Origin of the sequence: Vibrio injensis, from assembly GCF_001895205.1 — a bacterium.
Lineage (GTDB): Bacteria > Pseudomonadota > Gammaproteobacteria > Enterobacterales > Vibrionaceae > Vibrio > Vibrio injensis.
Window position 1 is genome coordinate 47,420 of the sequence record NZ_BDJF01000010.1, and the last position, 16,367, is coordinate 63,786.

General features: G+C 45.6%; 19 protein-coding genes and 4 tRNA genes. 19 read left to right on the forward strand and 4 right to left on the reverse strand.

What is annotated here, in order from left to right; all coding sequences use genetic code 11:
• Positions 1–42: 42 nt before the first annotated feature.
• From BSR11_RS02930 to ruvX, 6 genes are all read left to right on the forward strand, one after another.
• Positions 43–546, forward strand: a complete 504-nt coding sequence (locus BSR11_RS02930) for a SprT family zinc-dependent metalloprotease (RefSeq protein ID WP_072669069.1) — start codon at positions 43–45, stop codon at positions 544–546.
• A gap of 73 nt (positions 547–619) precedes the next feature.
• Entirely contained in the window at positions 620–1,321 is a 702-nt protein-coding gene (locus BSR11_RS02935) for an endonuclease (RefSeq protein ID WP_072669003.1), read from the forward strand.
• 260 nt (positions 1,322–1,581) lie between these two features.
• Positions 1,582–2,313, forward strand: a complete 732-nt coding sequence (gene rsmE, locus BSR11_RS02940; protein ID WP_072669004.1) for a 16S rRNA (uracil(1498)-N(3))-methyltransferase — start codon at positions 1,582–1,584, stop codon at positions 2,311–2,313.
• A 14-nt stretch (positions 2,314–2,327) separates the two neighbouring features.
• Positions 2,328–3,284: a glutathione synthase gene (gshB, locus tag BSR11_RS02945; RefSeq protein ID WP_072669005.1), complete on the forward strand. Its 957-nt coding sequence runs from the start codon at positions 2,328–2,330 to the stop codon at positions 3,282–3,284.
• 39 nt (positions 3,285–3,323) lie between these two features.
• Positions 3,324–3,887 (forward strand): YqgE/AlgH family protein, encoded by a 564-nt coding sequence (locus BSR11_RS02950; RefSeq protein WP_072669006.1) that lies wholly within the window; start codon positions 3,324–3,326, stop codon positions 3,885–3,887.
• Positions 3,888–3,947: 60 nt separating this feature from the next.
• The gene (gene ruvX, locus BSR11_RS02955) at positions 3,948–4,373 is read left to right on the forward strand and encodes a Holliday junction resolvase RuvX (protein WP_072669007.1); all 426 of its coding nucleotides are present in this window, start codon (positions 3,948–3,950) and stop codon (positions 4,371–4,373) included.
• Between the two features lie 5 nt (positions 4,374–4,378).
• Here the strand turns inward: ruvX and BSR11_RS02960 are convergent, their stop codons facing one another.
• Both BSR11_RS02960 and BSR11_RS02965 read right to left on the reverse strand, forming a co-directional pair.
• Entirely contained in the window at positions 4,379–5,485 is a 1,107-nt protein-coding gene (locus BSR11_RS02960; protein ID WP_072669008.1) for a PilT/PilU family type 4a pilus ATPase, read from the reverse strand.
• A 10-nt stretch (positions 5,486–5,495) separates the two neighbouring features.
• Complete coding sequence (locus BSR11_RS02965; RefSeq protein WP_072669009.1) at positions 5,496–6,533, reverse strand: type IV pilus twitching motility protein PilT; 1,038 nt, start codon at positions 6,531–6,533, stop codon at positions 5,496–5,498.
• Positions 6,534–6,560: 27 nt separating this feature from the next.
• On the opposite strand from BSR11_RS02965, the gene BSR11_RS02970 reads away from it, so the two are divergent.
• The 6 genes from BSR11_RS02970 (at position 6,561) to hemW (ending at position 10,942) form a co-directional block, all read left to right on the forward strand.
• Positions 6,561–7,274: a YggS family pyridoxal phosphate-dependent enzyme gene (locus tag BSR11_RS02970; RefSeq protein WP_072669010.1), complete on the forward strand. Its 714-nt coding sequence runs from the start codon at positions 6,561–6,563 to the stop codon at positions 7,272–7,274.
• 85 nt (positions 7,275–7,359) lie between these two features.
• Positions 7,360–8,178, forward strand: coding sequence for a pyrroline-5-carboxylate reductase (proC, locus tag BSR11_RS02975; protein WP_072669011.1), 819 nt, complete (start codon positions 7,360–7,362; stop codon positions 8,176–8,178).
• Positions 8,179–8,230: 52 nt separating this feature from the next.
• Entirely contained in the window at positions 8,231–8,788 is a 558-nt protein-coding gene (locus tag BSR11_RS02980) for a YggT family protein (RefSeq protein ID WP_072669012.1), read from the forward strand.
• Complete coding sequence (gene yggU / locus BSR11_RS02985) at positions 8,788–9,081, forward strand: DUF167 family protein YggU (protein ID WP_004396060.1); 294 nt, start codon at positions 8,788–8,790, stop codon at positions 9,079–9,081. Before BSR11_RS02980 ends, yggU begins: the two co-directional genes overlap by 1 nt.
• Positions 9,082–9,173: 92 nt before the next feature.
• Entirely contained in the window at positions 9,174–9,779 is a 606-nt protein-coding gene (locus BSR11_RS02990) for an XTP/dITP diphosphatase (protein WP_072669013.1), read from the forward strand.
• A complete protein-coding gene (hemW, locus tag BSR11_RS02995) occupies positions 9,773–10,942 on the forward strand; it encodes a radical SAM family heme chaperone HemW (RefSeq protein ID WP_072669014.1) in 1,170 nt (389 codons plus the stop codon). The genes BSR11_RS02990 and hemW overlap by 7 nt, the downstream gene beginning before the upstream one ends.
• Positions 10,943–10,993: 51 nt before the next feature.
• On the opposite strand, the gene glsB is transcribed toward hemW, so the two are convergent.
• Complete coding sequence (gene glsB, locus BSR11_RS03000; RefSeq protein ID WP_072669015.1) at positions 10,994–11,914, reverse strand: glutaminase B; 921 nt, start codon at positions 11,912–11,914, stop codon at positions 10,994–10,996.
• 224 nt (positions 11,915–12,138) lie between these two features.
• The gene (trmB, locus tag BSR11_RS03005) at positions 12,139–12,858 is read right to left on the reverse strand and encodes a tRNA (guanosine(46)-N7)-methyltransferase TrmB (RefSeq protein ID WP_072669016.1); all 720 of its coding nucleotides are present in this window, start codon (positions 12,856–12,858) and stop codon (positions 12,139–12,141) included.
• A gap of 209 nt (positions 12,859–13,067) precedes the next feature.
• Between trmB and mutY the strand changes: the two genes are divergently transcribed.
• From mutY to BSR11_RS03040, 7 genes are all read left to right on the forward strand, one after another.
• Positions 13,068–14,123: an A/G-specific adenine glycosylase gene (mutY, locus tag BSR11_RS03010; RefSeq protein WP_072669017.1), complete on the forward strand. Its 1,056-nt coding sequence runs from the start codon at positions 13,068–13,070 to the stop codon at positions 14,121–14,123.
• Between the two features lie 20 nt (positions 14,124–14,143).
• Positions 14,144–14,419 (forward strand): oxidative damage protection protein, encoded by a 276-nt coding sequence (locus tag BSR11_RS03015; RefSeq protein WP_004396066.1) that lies wholly within the window; start codon positions 14,144–14,146, stop codon positions 14,417–14,419.
• A 95-nt stretch (positions 14,420–14,514) separates the two neighbouring features.
• Positions 14,515–15,645 carry a membrane-bound lytic murein transglycosylase MltC gene (gene mltC / locus BSR11_RS03020; RefSeq protein WP_072669018.1) on the forward strand — a complete coding sequence of 377 codons (1,131 nt, stop codon included), beginning with the start codon at positions 14,515–14,517 and terminating at the stop codon, positions 15,643–15,645.
• 109 nt (positions 15,646–15,754) lie between these two features.
• Positions 15,755–15,830 (forward strand) — tRNA-Phe (locus BSR11_RS03025).
• A 53-nt stretch (positions 15,831–15,883) separates the two neighbouring features.
• Positions 15,884–15,959: transfer RNA gene (locus tag BSR11_RS03030), tRNA-Thr, on the forward strand.
• Positions 15,960–15,965: 6 nt separating this feature from the next.
• Positions 15,966–16,041 (forward strand) — tRNA-Phe (locus BSR11_RS03035).
• Between the two features lie 12 nt (positions 16,042–16,053).
• Positions 16,054–16,129, forward strand: a tRNA-Asn gene (locus tag BSR11_RS03040).
• Positions 16,130–16,367: the final 238 nt, after the last annotated feature.

Here is a 16,367-nt window from a genome sequence, read left to right on the forward strand (position 1 = left end):
GATAAACCTCAGATCCGTCTGAGGTTTTTTATTGGAGGTCCTTTGATCGATTTTGAATTACATGACCGTGCCCTGCAGCAAATACAACGCTGTATTGAGCTTGCTTCAGAATACTTTAATACTCCTTTCTCCCTACCGAGCCTTAGCCTAAAGCTACGCGGCAAAACCGCAGGTAAAGCCTATTTACAACGCTGGGAAATTCGCTTAAATCCGATTTTATTGGCTGAAAATCCGCAAGCTTTTATCGATGAAGTGATCCCCCATGAAATAGCTCACCTGATCACTTATCAACGCTATGGGCGAGTACGTCCTCACGGTCGTGAATGGCAATCCGTTATGTCACAGGTGTTTAATCTGCCCCCCAGAACCACCCATAGCTTCGATGTAGGCTCTGTCCAGGGAAAAACGTTTACTTATCGCTGCGCGTGTCAAGTGCACTCATTATCCATTCGTCGTCATAACAAGGTGTTACGTCAACAAAGTCTGTATCACTGTCGTCAATGCCAACAGCCATTAATTTTTATCGAACCAACGACCAACTCTTAACTTAGTCATCAATAGGCAAGTTGTTTTTTGAGTGCTAGACTGTGAAAAATCATACTTATCCCAGTCTTTTGCCATGTTTTATTTACGTTTGCTGTCCATTTTAGGTTTATTTCTTTTTACCACCAATAGCCTCGCTGCTGCCCCGACTTCTTTTGCTCAAGCGAAACGAATAGCGGTTAAACTTTACCAAGATCATCCCATCAGCTTCTATTGTGGCTGTGAGATCAGTTGGCAAGGCCAGCGAGGTATTCCTGATCTTGAAAGCTGTGGCTATGAAATTCGTAAACAAGCCACGCGGGCCAATCGAATTGAATGGGAGCACGTGGTTCCCGCTTGGCAGTTTGGTCATCAATTACAATGCTGGCAGGAAGGCGGGCGCAAGCACTGTGCACGCCACGATGAGCAATTTCGCCAAATGGAAGCTGATTTGCACAACCTCACTCCCGCGATTGGCGAAGTGAACGGCGATCGCTCTAATTTCAATTTTAGTCAATGGAATGGGATTGATGGCGCGACGTATGGCCGTTGTGAAATGCAAATTAACTTTGCTCAGCGTAAAGCGATGCCACCAGAAAGAGCACGAGGCGCAATCGCAAGAACTTACTTATACATGAGCCAACACTATGGCTTTAAGCTCTCCAAACAACAAGCTCAACTGATGCAAGTTTGGGATAATCAATACCCAGCTGATGAATGGGAATGTGAACGCAACCGACGCATTACCGCCATTCAAGGTCATCCCAACCCATTTGTTGCCACACAATGTTCTGATTAAGTGTTCCTTTCCAGACTAACAAAACGATGCTCACTCATCTAGACCAGAAAACCGTTGAAGAAAAGCAATTTATCTTCAACCCAATGATCAGGTGAGCTATCATCAACTTATCGCTGTTCATCAACAATAGCACTGGATCAATACCGATACTCTCATCACTTGAAGTCATTCGTCCAAGGCCACATATCACCTCAGTGTCCTCATTAGACTTTAACTCAATTAGACAGTATCACTTTATCGTCAATTACTAGGAACTTGGCATGCGTATTCCTCGAATTTATCATCCCTTCCCTATTCAGCACTTAGGGCTTCAGACTTTAAGTGACGATGCCGCCAACCATATTGGTAAAGTCCTGCGCATGCAACCTGATCAATCTATTATCCTCTTTGATGGGAGTAACGCTGAGTTTCCTGCGATTATTCGTGAAATCAACAAAAAACAACTGATTGTTGAGGTTCAAGAACGCGTAGAAAAAAGCATTGAATCGCCGCTTAATTTACATCTCGGACAGGTCATTTCTCGCGGTGATAAAATGGAGTTTACTATTCAAAAATCGGTCGAGCTTGGTGTCAATACGATCACGCCTTTGTTATCAGAGCGCTGCGGAGTAAAACTTGACCCGAAACGCTTTGAGAAAAAGCTCCAGCAATGGCAAAAAATCGCGATTGCCGCTTGTGAACAATGTGGTCGAAATATCGTTCCAGTTATCCGTCCAGTGATGGAATTAGAAGCCTGGTGCGCAGAGCCTAGCGAGGCACTGAAACTTAACTTACACCCTCGTGCATCTTATTCGATCAATACCTTACCTGAGCCGGTGGACAAAGTCCGTTTATTGATAGGCCCAGAAGGTGGCCTATCTGAGCAAGAAATTGCCATGACCGAACAATACCACTTTGCAGAAACATTGCTCGGTCCTCGCGTACTGCGCACCGAAACCGCAGCACTGACTGCTATTACAGCGCTACAAGTTCGTTTCGGCGATCTTGGCTAACTCGGAGAAATTCAATGATTAAACTTGGCATCGTGATGGATCCCATTTCATCGATTAATATTAAAAAAGATTCCAGCTTTGCCATGATGCTTGAAGCACAGCGTCGTGGTTATCAAATTCATTATATGGAAATGGCTGATCTGCATTTAGAACAAGGGGTGGCCATGGCGGATACTAAAGTGGTTAGCGTCAAAGAAGATCCTGCGGCTTGGTATCAATTTCAGTCTGAACAAACCATTCGTCTCGCGGATCTTGATGCCGTATTGATGCGCAAAGATCCCCCTTTTGATACCGAGTATATTTACGCAACCTATATTCTAGAAAGAGCGGAAGAAGAAGGCACACTGATCGTCAATAAACCGCAAAGCCTGCGTGATTGTAATGAAAAATTATTTACTGCTTGGTTCCCTGAGTTAACTCCTATCACGATGGTGACTCGTAAAGCGGAAAAAATTAAAGCCTTTCGCGAGCAACACGGCGATGTGATTTTAAAACCGCTCGATGGTATGGGTGGCTCATCAATCTTTCGCATTAAACAAGGCGATCCTAACGTGTCGGTGATCATCGAAACCTTGACCAATCACGGACAAACCTACTGCATGGCACAAACCTTTGTCCCCGATATCAGTAACGGTGACAAACGGATCCTAGTCGTCGATGGCGAGCCAATGCCCTACTGCTTAGCACGTATTCCTGCTCAAGGTGAGACCCGTGGTAACTTAGCGGCTGGAGGAAGGGGAGAAGCTCGACCACTGAGTGAAACCGATAAAGCGATTGCGTTAGCCGTGGCGCCAACATTAAAAGAAAAAGGCTTGATCTTTGTCGGCTTGGATGTCATTGGTGATAAACTCACCGAAATCAATGTCACTAGCCCAACCTGTATTCGTGAAATCGAAGCCGCTTTTGATATCTCGATTACCGGCAAGCTGATGGATGCGATTGAACGTCGTATTAAGGCCTTATCTATGTAGGAGCTTAACGCTCCTCAATACCAAAGGATTGAAGATTAGATGAATCTGACTAATCATTTTCTCGTTGCCATGCCCAGTATGCAAGATCCTTACTTCAAACGCAGCGTAATCTACGTCTGTGAACACAATGAAGAGGGTGCAATGGGGCTAATGATCAATGCTCCGATCGACATTACGGTCAGCGGAATGCTAAAACAGGTGGAGATAGAACCCGCTTATCCGCACTCTCGCGAGCAAAGCCTAAAGAAACCAGTTTTTAACGGTGGTCCTATCTCCGAAGATCGCGGATTCGTCTTGCATCGAATGAAAGATCATTATGAGTCGACGATGAAGATGACCGAGGATATTGCCGTGACCACTTCGAAAGATATTCTCTGTGTGCTTGGTACGGAGGCGGAACCGAATGGTTATATTGTCGCATTAGGTTACTCTGGTTGGTCTCCAGGCCAATTAGAACAAGAGTTAACCGAAAACTCTTGGCTAACCATTGAAGCGGATGCCGATTTAATCTTTGATACGCCAGTCCATGAAAAATGGCAAAAAGCGATTCAAAAATTAGGCATTAATCCCGCCCAGCTGGCTCATCAATCAGGTCATGCCTAACTTAACCTTTAAGGCGCATTAACCATCAAGTTAATGCGCCACAGCAATGAGGCGTTTATTATGTCACGTACCATTATGGCCTTTGATTTCGGCACTAAAAGTATCGGTAGTGCTATCGGTCAAGAAATTACCGGAACGGCCTCGCCATTAAAAGCCTTTAAAGCCAATGATGGCATCCCCAATTGGGATGAGATAGAAAAACAGATCAAAGAGTGGCAGCCCAATCTATTAGTGGTTGGTTTACCCACTGACTTACATGGCAAAGATTTAGATACCATCACTCCGCGGGCGAAAAAATTTGCTAACCGCTTACACGGGCGCTTTGGCTTACCCGTTGAGCTGCACGATGAACGCCTATCAACGGCAGAGGCTCGCTCCGAGCTGTTTGCTCATGGCGGCTACAAGGCGCTCAGTAAAGGCAATATAGACTGCCAATCGGCAGTGATTATTTTAGAAAGTTGGTTCGAGACACAGTGGACAAACTAAACTCACTAATCCATATCGATTTTAATATTGTCCAACGCCCCAGAAGAGTAGCCCTCTCCACGCTGGGTTTTGAGCATAAGGCGTAAATCATTAGCTGAATCGGCGCTGTGTAGCGCATCTTGCTCCGTGATTTTGTCGTCAATTACCAATTGATACAGCGCTTGATCGAAGGTTTGCATCCCCACTTCGTTGGATTTGGCCATCGTAGCTTTGAGTTCATGTAAATCGCCACGGCGGATCAAATCCGCCATTCTTGGACTATTGAGCAAAATCTCGAACACGCCATGACGCCCTTTACCTTGTTTATCACGCAGCAGTTGCTGACCAATCACTCCTTTTAAGTTCATCGATAAATCAAACAGAAACTGTTCTTTTTTCTCTTTCGGCATCAAATGTAAAATACGCTCTAAGGCTTGGTTAGCATTATTGGCGTGTAAGGTTGCCATACATAAGTGCCCGGTTTCGGCAAAGGTCATCGCGTATTCCATGGTTTCACGACTACGTATTTCACCAATCAGGATCATATCCGGCGCTTGGCGTAGTGAATTTTTCAATGCTACTTCATAGCTCTCAGTATCTAAGCCAACTTCACGCTGAGTCACAATACAGCCTTGATGAGGATGAACAAATTCAATCGGATCCTCAACTGTAAGAATGTGCCCGCGGGTTTTCAAATTACGATAACCGGTCATCGCGGCCATGGTGGTTGACTTTCCCGATCCGGTCGCGCCAACCACTAACACTAGTCCCCGCTTGGTCAACGCCAGCTCTTTCAGCACTTCCGGTAATTGTAAGTCATCAAAACTAGGGATTTTCGTTTCGATTCGGCGAATAACCGCTCCCGGTAGCTCACGCTGAAAAAAGGCACTGACTCGGAAACGGCCAAAATCACGTACAATCGCAAAATTAGCCTCGCGCGTTTGATTAAACTCTGTTTGTCGATCGCTATCCATCATCCGTAATAGCAACCCTTTGACTTGAGCTTCACTTAATGCTTCCCCTTGAGGTTGGAGATCGCCATTAACGCGATACAAAATTGGAGCCGCGACGGTGATGTAGAGATCGGACGCACCTTGGGTGAGCATTTCTTGTAGTATTTGATCCAATTGCATGATGCGTTCCTTAGAGTGATGAGCTATCTAGACCCAGTTTTTGTTGTACCTCAGGCAAATCCACCGCACCTTGAGCCACCAACTGTTTAGCATGCTGTTCCATGGTTTGCATCCCATGCGCAGCGCCCGTTTGGATAATCGAATACATCTGTGCCACTTTATCTTCCCGGATCAAGTTACGAATCGCAGGAGTCGCGAGCATAATTTCGTGACACGCCACACGCCCTCCTCCGACTCGCTTAAACAGTTTTTGCGCAATCACCGCACGTAGCGATTCCGATAACATCGAACGCACCATGTCTTTATCACTGCCTGGAAAGACATCAATAATCCGATCTATGGTTTTAGCCGCCGAACTGGTGTGCAAAGTACCAAACACTAAATGTCCCGTTTCAGCCGCAGTTAACGCCAAACTGATCGTCTCTTGATCACGCAGCTCACCGACTAAGATCACATCAGGATCTTCTCGCAGTGCCGAACGTAACGCATTTTTAAAACTATGCGTATCGCGATGAACTTCACGCTGGTTAATCAAACACTTATTATTGCTATGCACAAATTCTATCGGATCTTCAATGGTCAAAATGTGTTTATTATGATGAGTATTGATATAATCAACCATTGCCGCTAACGTTGTCGATTTACCGGATCCGGTAGGGCCAGTAACGAGAACTAACCCTTTCTCATAATTGGATATTTTTCGAAAGATCTCCGGAGCATTCAACTGTTCCAAAGTTGGGATCACTGTGGGAATCGTTCGAAAGACGGCGGAGCTGCCGCGCGACTGATGAAAGGCATTAACCCGAAAACGTCCCACATTCGGTAGCTCAAAGGAAAAATCGACTTCGAGACGCTCTTCATATTCACTGCGCTGGGCATCATTCATGATGGCAAAGATTAATCGATGTACGTCGGCATGACTAAAAGCAGGGACTCCCAGCTTACGAACTTCCCCATCAATCCGAACCATCGGGGGAACCCCTGCAGAAAGATGTAGATCTGACGCATTATGCTTTACACTAAAATCCAGTAACTCTGAGATATCCATTTATTTTTTCCTTAATAAAGTCGAGCCATGAGTAGTATTCAACAAAACATTGAACAGATCACCTCACAGATCAAGAGCGCACAACAAAAGTGTGGTCGCTCTCCAGGCTCTGTGCAACTTTTAGCGGTCAGTAAAACCAAACCTGTCGAGGCAATTCTCGAAGCCGCCCTTGCTGGGCAACGTGCTTTTGGAGAAAACTACGTTCAAGAAGGGGTGAATAAAATTCGCTATTTTGCTGAGCATCATCCACAACTCGATTTAGAATGGCATTTTATTGGTCCATTGCAATCCAATAAAACTCGTCTTATTGCCGAACATTTTGACTGGATGCACACCCTAGATAGAGCAAAAATCGCTCAGCGACTGAGTGAGCAACGCCCGGCTCACAAAGCACCGTTACAGGTCTTGATTCAGGTAAACACCAGTGGTGAAACCTCAAAATCCGGTATTAATGAACAAGAGTTGTTCCCCTTAGCAGAGTTGATTTCTTGCCTACCGAACCTCACATTAAGAGGGCTGATGTCAATCCCAGAGAACGTTACTGATCATGCTGAGCAATTGGTTGCTTTTCAGCGCTTAGCTAACCTGCAAGCACGCTTAATCGAACGCTATCCAGCACTGGATACTCTATCGATGGGAATGAGTGGTGATATGCAAGCGGCCATCGAAGCCGGCAGCACGATGGTACGCATAGGAACGGCGATTTTTGGTCAACGCGATTATTCTACTTCAGCGCAATAATAATCCTTGGTCAATATACGCTCACAATTCATCGAACAATGACTCGCTACCATCAAAGTAGCCAACGGTAGGATAAAACATCATTATGGAACAAAGAACGATTGCTTTTATAGGCGCAGGAAATATGGCTCATGCGATCATCGCTGGCCTGATTGCCAGTGGTTATCCAGCGCAGCGGATCATTGCCAGCGCACCGTCCCAGGCCAACTTAGCCTCGTTACATACTCAGTATGCGATTAAAACCACCAGCGATAATCTCGCCGCCGCTCAGCAAGCGGATGTCGTGGTGCTGGCGGTAAAGCCTCAATTAATGGCTGAAGTGTGTCAACCGATGCAAGCTATTGATTGGTCAAATAAGTTAGTGATTTCTATCGCCGCGGGGATTTCGGTAGCGCGCTTGCAACAATTACTCAATACTCAACCTGCATTAGTGCGAGTGATGCCGAATACGCCCTCATTGGTTAATCAAGGCATGGCAGGGTTATTTGCCGCTCCAGAGGCAAGTGACAATGACAAAAATTTTACTGAGCAATTGATGAGTTCGGTGGGTAAAACTTGCTGGGTGAGTGAGGAATCAGCAATCAATAGTGTCATCGCCGCCGCAGGCAGTGCACCAGCCTACTTTTTTTTATTTATGGAAGCCATGCAAGCTGAGGCTATCGCTCAGGGATTTGATAAACAAACCGCACGCTTGCTAGTAGAGCAATCAGCGTTAGGCGCAGCGCAGATGGTCGCAGCAAACCCGCAGCTAGAACTGGCAACGTTACGTGAACAAGTGACCTCCAAAGGAGGAACCACAGCACAAGCCATCGCAACGTTTGAACAACATCAACTCGCTGAGATAGTGGCTAAAGCCATGCGAGCAGCAGTTAGTCGCGCACAAGAGATGGAAAAACTATTTTAAATAGGCCGCCATTTCAGTACTCTATTCATCAATTTATCATAAGGGCTTTCTCATGAATGCTATGAGTTTTTTAATCTCCACCTTGTTTGATATATATATCATGGTGGTTATTCTGCGTGTTTGGCTACAAGCTGCGCGCGCTGATTTTTATAATCCATTTTCACAATTTATTGTTAAAACCACTCAACCCGTGGTCGCACCATTACGTCGAATGATCCCCTCGGTAGGTAATATTGACCTTGCCACCATCCTTTTCGCTTATGCGTTATCGGTACTCAAATTCGTCGTCCTGATCCTGATGGTCTCTAAAGGTGCGATGGTCTTCAGTCTCGATTTCTTATGGTTTGGCTTATTATCACTAATCAAAGCCGCAGGTGGATTACTGTTTTGGATCTTACTGATCCGGGCGATTTTAAGCTGGGTCAGCCAAGGTCGTAGTCCGATAGAGTTTGTTTTCCATCAATTAACTGAACCTATGCTTAGTCCTATTCGCCGGATTATCCCTGCGATGGGTGGTTTCGATTTAAGCATTTTAGTGCTGTTTATTATCCTACAATTCGCTAACTTTTTAATGGGTGATTTTATTGGCCCAATTTGGTATCAGTTGTAATGTCAATCGCTTGGCTTGATGGGCAAGATCTTTGCCTGCGAATTTATGTCCAGCCTAAAGCCAGCCGCGATAGCTTAGTGGGGCAGCACGGTGATGAGCTCAAAATAGCCATCACTGCGCCGCCTGTTGATGGTAAAGCTAATGCCCATTTAAGCCGCTATCTTGCCAAACTGTGTAAAGTATCGAAAAGCGCGGTTGAGATAGAAAAAGGCCAGCTAGGGCGGCATAAACAGGTACGCATCCTCTCTCCAACGGTGATCCCTGCCGAAATTCAAGCTCTGTTCCCCACTTAATGTGGGGAATTTTTTTCTCCGAACTGTTGTACAATAACCGTTAGCCATGACGACAAGTCTCGTCGAGCTCCCCATTCAGACGTGAGAGATTTATGAATAAGATTGTTTTAGCCACTGGCAACCGAGGAAAAGTGGCGGAAATGGCCGATTTATTGGCCGATTTTGGTTTTGAGGTTATCGCACAAAGTGAATTGAATGTGCCAGACGCTGATGAAACAGGCTTAACCTTTATTGAAAATGCCATCATCAAGGCACGTCATGCTGCCGCCTTAACAGGCCTGCCAGCCATTGCCGATGATTCCGGGCTTGAGGTAGATTACCTTAATGGTGCGCCAGGCATTTATTCTGCGCGCTATGCCGGAGCCAATGCCTCAGATAACGATAACCTGCAAAAGTTATTGACCACCTTAGAAGGTGTACCCAGTGAGCAGAGAACCGCTCGCTTTCACTGCGTTTTAGTCTATCTGCGCCATGCTAACGACCCAACCCCTTTGGTTTGTCATGGTCAGTGGCAAGGTGAAATCTTAACTGAGCCTCGCGGTGAACATGGCTTTGGTTATGACCCGATTTTCTTTGTTCCTGAAGAAAACTGCGCTTCTGCCCAGTTACCTGCCGCACGTAAAAAGCAGCTCTCTCATCGCGCTAAGGCTCTACAATTACTGTTTCAAGCCTTAAAAGAGCAACGCGCCTCATGCTAACGCCGCCCAAGTTAAGCTTGTACGCCCATATCCCATGGTGCGTACAAAAATGCCCTTATTGTGATTTTAACTCTCACGCTCTAAAAGATGAGATCCCTGAAACGCAATATATCGCGGCACTACTGGAAGATCTGGATCGCGATATCGAGCGCTATCAGCTTGTTAACGATCCAAGGCGATTGCATTCGATCTTTATCGGCGGGGGGACGCCAAGCTTAATTTCACCACAAGGCATCCAAGATTTAATTGACGGTATTGCCGCACGCATTCCGTTTCAGCCAGAGATCGAAATCACCATGGAAGCCAACCCAGGTACGATTGAAGCTGAGCGTTTCGCGGCTTATCGCCTCGCGGGCGTCACTCGAATCTCGATTGGCGTCCAAAGCTTTGCTGCCGATAAATTAGCACGCTTAGGACGGATCCATGGCCAGCAAGAGGCGGTGCGCGCGGCCAAGCTAGCGCATACCATAGGTCTCAACAGCTTTAACTTGGATTTAATGCACGGCCTGCCCGATCAAAGCCTAGCGCAAGCCTTGGATGATTTAGACCAAGCGATAGCGTTAAATCCTCCTCACCTATCTTGGTATCAATTGACCATTGAGCCCAATACGCTGTTTTATTCTAAGCCCCCCACTCTGCCCGATGATGATGCGCTGTGGGATATTTTTGAACTTGGCCATCAAAAACTCACTGAGGCTGGTTATATGCAATATGAAATCTCTGGCTACAGCAAGCCTGGTTATCAATGCCAACATAACCTTAACTACTGGCGATTTGGTGACTATTTGGGCATTGGCTGTGGAGCACACGGTAAATTAAGTTTTGCTGATGGTCGAATCATTCGCACCACTAAAGTCAAGCATCCGCGTGGTTACTTAGCCGCTTATCAGAATATGGTGAAGCCTTATTTGAGTGATGAACAGCTCGTTGCCACCGGCGATCGCCCTTTTGAATTTTTCATGAACCGTTTTCGTTTGCTCGAAGCGTGCCCAAAACAAGACTTTATCACCACCACAGGATTAGAGTTAAGTGTGATTGAGCCGACTATTCAATGGGCGTGTGAGATGAATTATCTAACACAGGATGCCACCTCGTGGCAGATCACTGAACATGGTAAGTTATTTTTGAATGATTTACTGGCGGCATTTATGACTGAAGAGTAAGCCACTACGCTACTGACGGTGGAATGCTTGCCAGTAGCGTTTGATATCGCTTTAAAAAATCGAACGTCCAATACGCTCAGATAGCAGCTCCAGCGCTTTAGTCCCGGCTAATGAGTTGCCCGAAGGATCAAGCTCTGGAGACCAAACCGCAATGGTCATTTCACCGGGCACGATAGCGATGATGCCACCACCGACTCCCGATTTACCCGGCATACCCACTCGATAAGCAAACTCACCCGCACCATCATAAAGACCACAGGTGGCTAATAACGCATTGATTTGCTTACTTTGCGTCACACTAACCACGCGCTGACCGGTATGCACCGATACCCCTTTATTTGCCAAATAGCTGAACGTTTTAGCCAATTCAACACAGCTCATTTTTAGTGCACAAGCGTGAAAATAGTTATTTAAAACCGGAATCACTTCGTTTTCAAAATTACCAAACGAGCGCATTAAATAAGCAATCGAAGCATTGCGATCACTGTGCATCATTTCCGACGCTGCCACCACTTTGTCATAGATGATCGCCTCTTCACCACTTAACTGACGCACAAATTCCAGCAAACGCTGGCGAGGGGCGGATAAGCGGCTATAAAGCATATCCGCGATCACAATCGCTCCGGCATTAATAAATGGATTACGCGGGATGCCCTGCTCCATTTCTAACTGGATTAAGGAGTTAAATGCCTGACCAGAAGGCTCTTTGCCAACTCGTTGCCATAGCTCATCTGGCTGATATAAGCCCATCGCCAAGGTTAAACTTAACGCTTTGGAAATCGATTGGATGGAAAATCCCTCCTGCGCATCACCAGCAGCAAAGATCTCGCCTTGGTTCGTGTAAACCGCGATACCGAGTTTATCGCTCGCCACTTGGGCCAGAGCGGGAATGTAGTTAGCCACTTTACCTTGTCCGATTAACGGACGGACTTCATCGAGAATGGTCGCCAAAATAGCGGAGCTTGGTTTCATAGTCTGAGTTTACTTTTTTATTATTCCCATCCGCGGCAAGATTAACGCCCAATCGGCGTTGATCTTGCCAATCAAATGGGTGAATGATGTAGGGAAGAGTCAAAAAAGCCAACACGATGAACCATGTTGGCTAAGTTCTATACCCAAACAACAGAACGTTATTAGGCTATTAAGCAGTATCTTGCTCAGCTTGATACTTGTCCAGTATAAACTGGTAGGACAGGTTAATTCACTCGTTGGAATTTAATATCCCATACGCCATGGCCTAAGCGATGACCGCGCTGCTCAAACTTGGTTAACGGGCGCTCTTCTGGACGTGGGATATAATCCCCTTCCTTGGCAAGATTACGATAGCCTGGAGCTTGATTCATCACTTCAATCATATGCTCGGCGTAGTTTTCCCAGTCCGTTGCCATATGAAACACCCCTTCACCTGAGATCAGTTTTTGGCGCACCATTTCTGCAAACTCTAACTGGACAATACGGCGCTTATGGTGGCGTTTTTTATGCCAAGGATCCGGGAAAAACAGTTGTAGCGTCGCCAAGCTATTATCAGGGATCATGTTAGCAAAAACTTCAACCGCATCGTGGCACATTACTCGTAAATTAGTCACACCAGCATCGCGAGCAGAAGCTAAACAAGCGCCAACGCCAGGGCTATGCACTTCAATACCAATAAAGTTTTTATCGGGTGCATTTTTGGCCATCTCAACCAATGAGGCCCCCATACCAAACCCAATTTCTAACACCACTGGATTTTGATTACCAAACACCTGAGCCCAATCCAGTAACTCAGTTTGATAGTCAATACCCATGGTTGGCCAGCAGGCTTTCATCGCCGCTTCTTGACCTTTGGTTAGTCGACCTTCACGACGAACAAAACTACGGATCCTACGTAGCACTTTGCCATCTTCTGTCAATTGATTGGTGGTAACTTCACTCATTGCGATTGCCTGTCTATTTTTTCGTCTTCACTCAAAGGGAGTGTGATTATCCAAAGAATTGCTTGCCATGCAAGTGTTATTATAGTCCAGCGCTTCACTAGAACGATCACCTGAAACCTTAAAGATACCCTTATAATTTATCGGTTGTACTCGACGGGCATTCTGTGGTGCAATTTTGATTCATTATTTTTATTATTACAGAGCATGTCGTGACTCCATTCGCTTCCGCAATTTTGACTTGGTATGACGCCTATGGGCGAAAGCATCTGCCTTGGCAGCAAAATAAAACGGCCTATACGGTATGGTTATCAGAAATCATGCTGCAGCAAACCCAAGTAACCACCGTGATCCCTTATTACCAGCGCTTTATTGAACGTTTTCCTAGTGTTGCTGACTTAGCAGCGGCTCAACAAGACGAAGTGCTACACTATTGGACTGGTCTCGGCTACTACGCCCGAGCGAGGAACTTACATAAAACCGCAAAGATCATTGTCGATCAGTATCAAGGCCAGTTTCCAACTGAGCTGGAGGCTATGAATGCGTTACCCGGTGTTGGTCGCTCGACAGCAGCGGCGGTGCTCTCTTCGGTATTTAGAAAACCACATGCTATTTTAGATGGTAACGTTAAACGGACCTTAGCTCGCTGCTTTGCCGTTGAAGGGTGGCCGGGGAAAAAAACCGTTGAAAACCAGCTTTGGCAGCATGCGGAGCAACAGACTCCAAACGTCGATGTCGATAAGTACAATCAAGCGATGATGGATATGGGGGCGATGATCTGCACCCGAAGTAAGCCCAAATGTACACTGTGCCCAGTGGAATCCTTATGTATTGCTAAGCAACAAGGTAACCCTTTAGATTATCCTGGTAAAAAACCAAAAAGCGACAAACCAGTTAAGCAAACGTGGTTTGTCATTCTTTATCATCAGGGTCAAGTCTGGCTTGAACAACGCCCACAAGTCGGGATTTGGGGCGGGTTATACTGTTTTCCACAACATACCGATCAGCAGATTGAAGCAACGTTATCGCATCGTGCTGTACAAGATAACCACATTCAATCTCAGCGCACATTAATTGCCTTTCGGCATACTTTTAGTCATTACCATTTAGATATTACCCCGATTCTATTGGAACTGACTCATAAACCAGACATCATCATGGAAGGAACGAAAGGTCTTTGGTATAACTTACAGCAGCCTGAAGAAATTGGCTTAGCAGCCCCAGTGAAGCAGCTGTTACACAGCTTACCCTTTGAAATTCATCCGTAAACGATTAAGAGGAAGTCATTATGAGCCGCACGGTATTTTGTGCTCGATTACAGAAAGAAGCTGACGGTTTGGATTTTCAGCTCTACCCCGGAGAGCTGGGTAAACGTATTTTTGATCATATTTGTAAGCAAGCTTGGGCAGAGTGGCAAACCAAACAAACTATGCTGATCAATGAAAAAAAACTTAATATGATGGATCCTGAACACCGCAAATTTCTCGAAAATGAAATGGTCAATTTCCTCTTCGAAGGTAAAGAGGTCCATATTGAAGGTTATACTCCACCAAGCCAAGCTTGAGTTTCACGGATAATCTCTAGACAATTTGATCTTGCAGCTGTTTATTTTCGCTGCAAGATCAAATCAGCAGGGAAATTGATTTGCCTAGGAAAGCGATGAAAAAGTCACTGTACTGTTTAACCACACTCTTACTCTTAGTCGGCTGCAGTCGTGAGTTTGTTGAACGTTTCTATGCGGTGGATTATGAGCCAACCAACCGTTTTGCAAAAAATCTCGCTCAATTACCCGGGCAATTTGAAAAAGACACCGCCGCATTAGATAGTTTGATCCTCAGTTTCTCTGGCAATATCGAGCGCCGCTGGGGTAGCCGAGAAATCAAAATTGCTGGTAAAAGTAATTACGTAAAATACATCGATAATTACCTGAGCCGAACGGAAGTCAATTTTAGTGATGGTAAAATATTGGTTGAAACCATCTCCCCCACGGATCCTCAAGGGCACTTAAAAAGAGCGATCATCACCACGTTATTAACGCCTGACGATCCAGCTAGCGTCGATCTTTTCTCATCACAAAACATTGAATTAAAAGGACAACCTTTCTTATACCAGCAAGTTGTCGATCAAGATAAGCAACCCATTCAGTGGCGTTGGCGTGCCAACCGTTTTGCTGATTATCTGCTCGCTCATCACCTCAAAGTCAAACAAGTTGGTTTTAAGAAGGCTTACTACGTCGAAATTCCAATGGTCGCCGATCAAATGCAGATCCGTAGCTACCAATACGCCGACATTGTTCGCCGAGCTTCTCGTAAATATGGTATTCCAGAAGATCTTATCTACGCGATCATCAAAACAGAAAGTAGCTTTAACCCTTATGCGGTCAGTTGGGCTAACGCTTATGGTTTGATGCAAGTGGTGCCGAAAACCGCCGGACGTGATGTGTTTAACTTGGTAAAAAATAAACCCGGTGAACCAACGCCTGAATATCTCTTTAATCCCGAAAATAATATTGATACTGGTACCGCCTATTTTTATCTGCTCAAAAATCGTTATTTGAAAGATGTCCGCCACCCTCTTTCTCTTGAATACAGCATGATTTCTGCTTACAACGGAGGCGCTGGCGGTGTTCTGCGAACATTCCATCAAGATCGACAGCGAGCCATGAATAATTTAAATAGCCTACAACCTAATCAGGTGTATTGGGCTTTGACCAATCGTCACCCAAACGCAGAAGCACGACGCTACTTAGAAAAAGTAACTCAATTTAAACGAGAATTTAACGCGAAGTGATTTTTAACGCTGCACTTGCCTAAAATAGCGACACTTGAAACGGTTTTCTGGCTTTTTTAAAAATAGTGGTTGACGTAACGAGGGAAAATCCGTTTAATAGCGCTCCGTTGCCCGGATAGCTCAGTCGGTAGAGCAGAGGATTGAAAATCCTCGTGTCGGTGGTTCGATTCCGCCTCCGGGCACCACGAATTTTATTGTTGGTGCTGTGGTCAGTAACAACAAGCAATAAATTAAGTGCGCCGACTTAGCTCAGTAGGTAGAGCAACTGACTTGTAATCAGTAGGTCACCAGTTCGATTCCGGTAGTCGGCACCATTTATTGCCTCGATAGCTCAGTCGGTAGAGCAGAGGATTGAAAATCCTCGTGTCGGTGGTTCGATTCCGCCTCGAGGCACCATATTAAAGCTGTTCCTCCTTAGCTCAGTTGGTAGAGCGACGGACTGTTAATCCGCAGGTCGCTGGTTCGAGCCCAGCAGGAGGAGCCACTTTTCAAAGCCCAGTCAATGACTGGGCTTTTCTTTATCTAACGATTACCGATGACGCCCCTCTTCACCGCCTTTTTCAATGACACTTAAAGTATTTACAACAATCAATCGGAACTCCGTTCATCGCACAGATTACCGAGAAGATAAGCTCGTTGTGCTTTTCGTTCACTCAAAACACTTTTCTATCACACGGTATCTTACCTCGATAAGTAAACACGTCCGAATCTGAACCTAAGCA

Excerpts from the sequence above, each read along its gene's own strand:
- BSR11_RS02960 (WP_072669008.1), bottom strand. The coding sequence starts at position 5,485 with ATGCAATTGGATCAAATACTACAAGAAATGCTCACCCAAGGTGCGTCC.
- rsmE (WP_072669004.1), top strand. The coding sequence starts at position 1,582 with ATGCGTATTCCTCGAATTTATCATCCCTTCCCTATTCAGCACTTAGGG.
- proC (WP_072669011.1), top strand. The coding sequence starts at position 7,360 with ATGGAACAAAGAACGATTGCTTTTATAGGCGCAGGAAATATGGCTCAT.
- BSR11_RS03015 (WP_004396066.1), top strand. The coding sequence starts at position 14,144 with ATGAGCCGCACGGTATTTTGTGCTCGATTACAGAAAGAAGCTGACGGT.
- ruvX (WP_072669007.1), top strand. The coding sequence starts at position 3,948 with ATGTCACGTACCATTATGGCCTTTGATTTCGGCACTAAAAGTATCGGT.
- yggU (WP_004396060.1), top strand. The coding sequence starts at position 8,788 with ATGTCAATCGCTTGGCTTGATGGGCAAGATCTTTGCCTGCGAATTTAT.
- BSR11_RS02970 (WP_072669010.1), top strand. The coding sequence starts at position 6,561 with ATGAGTAGTATTCAACAAAACATTGAACAGATCACCTCACAGATCAAG.
- glsB (WP_072669015.1), bottom strand. The coding sequence starts at position 11,914 with ATGAAACCAAGCTCCGCTATTTTGGCGACCATTCTCGATGAAGTCCGT.
- gshB (WP_072669005.1), top strand. The coding sequence starts at position 2,328 with ATGATTAAACTTGGCATCGTGATGGATCCCATTTCATCGATTAATATT.
- BSR11_RS02965 (WP_072669009.1), bottom strand. The coding sequence starts at position 6,533 with ATGGATATCTCAGAGTTACTGGATTTTAGTGTAAAGCATAATGCGTCA.
- mltC (WP_072669018.1), top strand. The coding sequence starts at position 14,515 with ATGAAAAAGTCACTGTACTGTTTAACCACACTCTTACTCTTAGTCGGC.
- BSR11_RS02990 (WP_072669013.1), top strand. The coding sequence starts at position 9,174 with ATGAATAAGATTGTTTTAGCCACTGGCAACCGAGGAAAAGTGGCGGAA.
- trmB (WP_072669016.1), bottom strand. The coding sequence starts at position 12,858 with ATGAGTGAAGTTACCACCAATCAATTGACAGAAGATGGCAAAGTGCTA.
- BSR11_RS02935 (WP_072669003.1), top strand. The coding sequence starts at position 620 with ATGTTTTATTTACGTTTGCTGTCCATTTTAGGTTTATTTCTTTTTACC.
- BSR11_RS02950 (WP_072669006.1), top strand. The coding sequence starts at position 3,324 with ATGAATCTGACTAATCATTTTCTCGTTGCCATGCCCAGTATGCAAGAT.
- BSR11_RS02980 (WP_072669012.1), top strand. The coding sequence starts at position 8,231 with ATGAATGCTATGAGTTTTTTAATCTCCACCTTGTTTGATATATATATC.
- hemW (WP_072669014.1), top strand. The coding sequence starts at position 9,773 with ATGCTAACGCCGCCCAAGTTAAGCTTGTACGCCCATATCCCATGGTGC.